This window comes from Paraburkholderia terricola (genome assembly GCF_900142195.1).
Classification (GTDB): Bacteria; Pseudomonadota; Gammaproteobacteria; order Burkholderiales; family Burkholderiaceae; genus Paraburkholderia; species Paraburkholderia terricola.
On record NZ_FRAB01000096.1, the window covers coordinates 1 to 3,391 of the forward strand.

The 3,391-nt window shown below is 59.8% G+C and carries 3 protein-coding genes; all 3 read left to right on the top strand.

The features are described from left to right. The first annotated feature begins 129 nt into the window (after window positions 1–129). From BUE39_RS33530 to BUE39_RS33540, 3 genes are read left to right on the top strand one after another with little or no spacing between them, the layout of a single operon-like run. Window positions 130–1,362 (top strand): site-specific integrase, encoded by a 1,233-nt coding sequence (locus BUE39_RS33530; RefSeq protein WP_073432969.1) that lies wholly within the window; start codon window positions 130–132, stop codon window positions 1,360–1,362. Further along, complete coding sequence (locus BUE39_RS33535; RefSeq protein WP_029971664.1) at window positions 1,359–2,306, top strand: tyrosine-type recombinase/integrase; 948 nt, start codon at window positions 1,359–1,361, stop codon at window positions 2,304–2,306. Before BUE39_RS33530 ends, BUE39_RS33535 begins: the two co-directional genes overlap by 4 nt. Beyond that, complete coding sequence (locus BUE39_RS33540) at window positions 2,303–3,298, top strand: tyrosine-type recombinase/integrase (protein WP_029971665.1); 996 nt, start codon at window positions 2,303–2,305, stop codon at window positions 3,296–3,298. The genes BUE39_RS33535 and BUE39_RS33540 overlap by 4 nt, the downstream gene beginning before the upstream one ends. Window positions 3,299–3,391 lie beyond the last annotated feature (93 nt).

Sequence of the window (3,391 nt, forward strand, 5' to 3'; positions counted from 1 at the left end):
TTATGCCGACTCCTCGATTATGCCGCGTCATGCATGCGCGTGGCGGTGGGTATGGCCTTTCATGATCGCTGCGTCGGCATAAACATATGATTTCTCAGGCTGGCTAACGCGCTGGCCAGGAGAGATCAGATGAATGCAACACGCACAGTCAGCGAATCCGGCGGGCTGCCGGCCCATCACATCGATGCATTTCTTGATCGTCTACGGACGGCACACTATTCCGAGGTATCGCTTCGCAAGAAACGAAGAGTCCTGTGCGCGTTCTCTGGGTGGATGAAGAACAGGAACATTGACCTGATCGATCTCGATGAGTCTGTCACGGCTCGTTTTTTGAATCGCATGATCGACGCTTCACGAGACCGCGTCCAGCGTGCGCGTCCCACCTTAGGGCAGTTTCTTGCCTATCTGCGCGCGGAAGCCATTGTGTGTTCGCCGACGTTGGGCGGCCAGTCCGAGATTGCGCGCATTTATCGCCGATACCTGGACCATCTGAGGCAGGATCGTGGACTCGCGAAGAACTCTCTGCTCGTCTACGGTCCGTTCATTCGCGACTTTCTCGACAGCCACTCGGCCGGCGACGGAAGTGTTTTGCCCGATGCATTTGACGCCGTAACGATCCGAGATCATTTCCTTGCCTACAGCAAAGGTCGATCGGCGGAGTACACGCGGCTGATGGCAGTTGCGCTTCGCTCGTTCTGCCATTTCCTCTTTCTGCGCGGCGATACGGTCCGAGACCTGTATGAATCAGTGCCCTCGGTTCGTAAGTGGCGACAGTCAACGGTACCGATGTTCCTCACGCCTGAGCAGCAAGAAGCGCTCATTGCATCTGCAGACCGGTCGACTCCGACTGGGCGCCGCGACTACGCAATCCTGCTGTTGTTGGCGCGGCTCGGTCTACGTGCCGGAGAAATAGTTGCCATGCAGCTCGACGACATTCAGTGGCGTTCGGGGGAACTCGTCGTTCATGGCAAGGGGCAGATGGTGGAGCACCTCCCCCTGCCATCGGAGGTCGGAGAAGCAATCGCTACTTATCTCCGCGATGGTCGCGGAGCAGGTGCATCGCGGCACGTATTCCTTCGCAGATTGGCACCCCGGGTTGGTCTGGCGGGACCGGCGGCGATTGGCAAGATTGTTTGTCAGGCCTTCGCACGTGCAGGTTTCCGCCCCGCGTGCCGTGGTGCCGCACATCTGTTTCGTCACGGTCTGGCGACGACGATGATTCGTCACGGTGCGTCGATGGCGGAAATAGCCGAGGTCTTGCGGCATCGCTCACAGGACAGTACCGCGATCTACGCAAAGGTCGCGTTTGAGGACCTGCGCGGGGTCGCGCGTTCGTGGCCCACAGCGGGAGGTGCAATATGACTGCGATTCGCGAGTCTCTCGCCCGGTATGTGGCAGTCCGCCGTGCTCTCGGGGCGTCATTCTATGAGCCTGCATTGGCACTCGGTCATTTCGTTGATCTGCTGGAACGCGAAGGCGCCGAGTTCATTACAACCGATCTGGCTCTGCGCTGGGCGACGACGCCCGTACTCGTCGAACGCGCCACGTGGGGGCGGCGCCTCTCTCAAGTGAGAGGATTTGCCAGATGGATGAACGTGATTGACAGTCGAAACCAGATTCCTCCAGCAGGACTCCTCAGTGCCCGAAGACGGCGCAACGCCCCGCATATTTACACTGAGCAGGAAATTGATCTGCTTATGACCCGCGCCGCTCAACTGCGATCCCGAACCGGCATGCGAGCACTGACCTATTCGACGCTCATAGGGCTGCTTGTAGCGACGGGCCTCAGGCCAGGCGAAGCGCTTCGGCTCGACCGGTGCGACGTTGACCTCGTCAGCGGGATACTGTCCATCCGGGAATCGAAGTTCGGCAAATCCCGCTTTGTTCCTGTAGCAGAGTCTTCCAGGGTGGCACTCGAACACTATGCCCGGAAACGCGATCAACTCTGTCCTGTACGATTGAGCGAGGCGTTCCTGGTTAGTGAGCGCGGCAAGCGACTGAAGGCAGGCACTGCACGAAGCATGTTCGTCAGAATGTCGCGCGCTGTTGGTCTGCGATCGGCGACAGAGGACGGGCGCGATGGTTACGGCCCGCGCCTCCAGGACTTCCGGCATAGCTTCGCGACTGGAAGGCTGGTCGAATGGTATCGCGCCGGTCTGGACGTGAGTCGGGAATTGCCGAAACTTGCCGCATACCTCGGGCATGTCAACATCGGCCTTACGTACTGGTACATCGAAGCGGTTCCTGAGTTGCTTGAACTCGCGGCAGCCTATCTCGACAGGGACTGTCCGGGAGAACGGCCGTGAGCGCCGCCAGCCTCCCAGCCCTCGTTCAGCGCTTCTTCACCCAGCGCCTGCTCGAGCAGCAAGGTCTGAGTTCGCATACGGTGGCAAGTTACCGGGACACGTTCCGGCTGCTGCTGGCGTTCGCCACGAAGCATATCGGGCGCGCGCCGTCAAAGCTGCGAATCGAGGACTTCGACGTGTCGTTGATCGAGCAATTCCTGCAGCACCTCGAACATGGCAGAGGCAATTCGGTGCGCACACGCAACACGCGGCTTGCTGCCGTGCATGCCTTCTTCCGGTTCGTCGCAGTCAGCGAGCCTGCGTTGTTTCTGCAGTGTCAGCGTATTCTTGCAATCCCATCCAAACGCTGCGAGCACGGCCCGGTTGAGTTTCTGACCGAGAGCGAGGCCGCCGCTCTGGTAGGGGCGCCTGACGTACGAAACTGGATCGGCAACCGCGACCGAACGCTGCTTCTTGTAGCGGTTCAAACGGGCCTGCGCAATAGCGAATTGACCGCACTCCGGCGTCAGGATGTGACGCTCGGCACAGGCGCCCACGTTCGTTGCCTCGGCAAAGGCAGAAAGATGAGATGTACTCCGCTGCGACCGGATGTAGTTGCCGTCCTGAAACAGTGGCTGCTGTATCAACCAGGCGAACCAGGCGATCCGGTCTTCCCCAGTTCGCGCGGTGGTCATCTCAGTGCCGATGCTCTTCAGCAACTCGTGTCGCGTAACGCCGAAATCGCGCGCCTCTCGTGCCCCTCGCTGAAGAAGAAATCAATAACGCCTCATACGCTTCGGCACACGGCCGCGATGAGCCTGATGCATCACGGCGTCGACCTGACCGTGATCGCGCTCTGGCTCGGTCACGAGTCCTCCGAGACTACTCAGATCTATTTGCACGCCGACATGCAACTCAAGGAACGCGCGCTCGCGCACGCGACGGCGAGTGGTCTTGCACCGACACGCTACAAACCTCCAGATCCGTTGCTCGCCTTCCTGGAGGCTCTCTGATAATGCCGACAACCGGAGCGACCGGGAATAGAGATCCGCCAACCGTTGTGTCCGTGGATTCATGACGCGGCATAATCGGGGAGTCGGCATAAC

Excerpts from the sequence above, each read along its gene's own strand:
- BUE39_RS33530 (WP_073432969.1), top strand. The coding sequence starts at position 130 with ATGAATGCAACACGCACAGTCAGCGAATCCGGCGGGCTGCCGGCCCAT.
- BUE39_RS33535 (WP_029971664.1), top strand. The coding sequence starts at position 1,359 with ATGACTGCGATTCGCGAGTCTCTCGCCCGGTATGTGGCAGTCCGCCGT.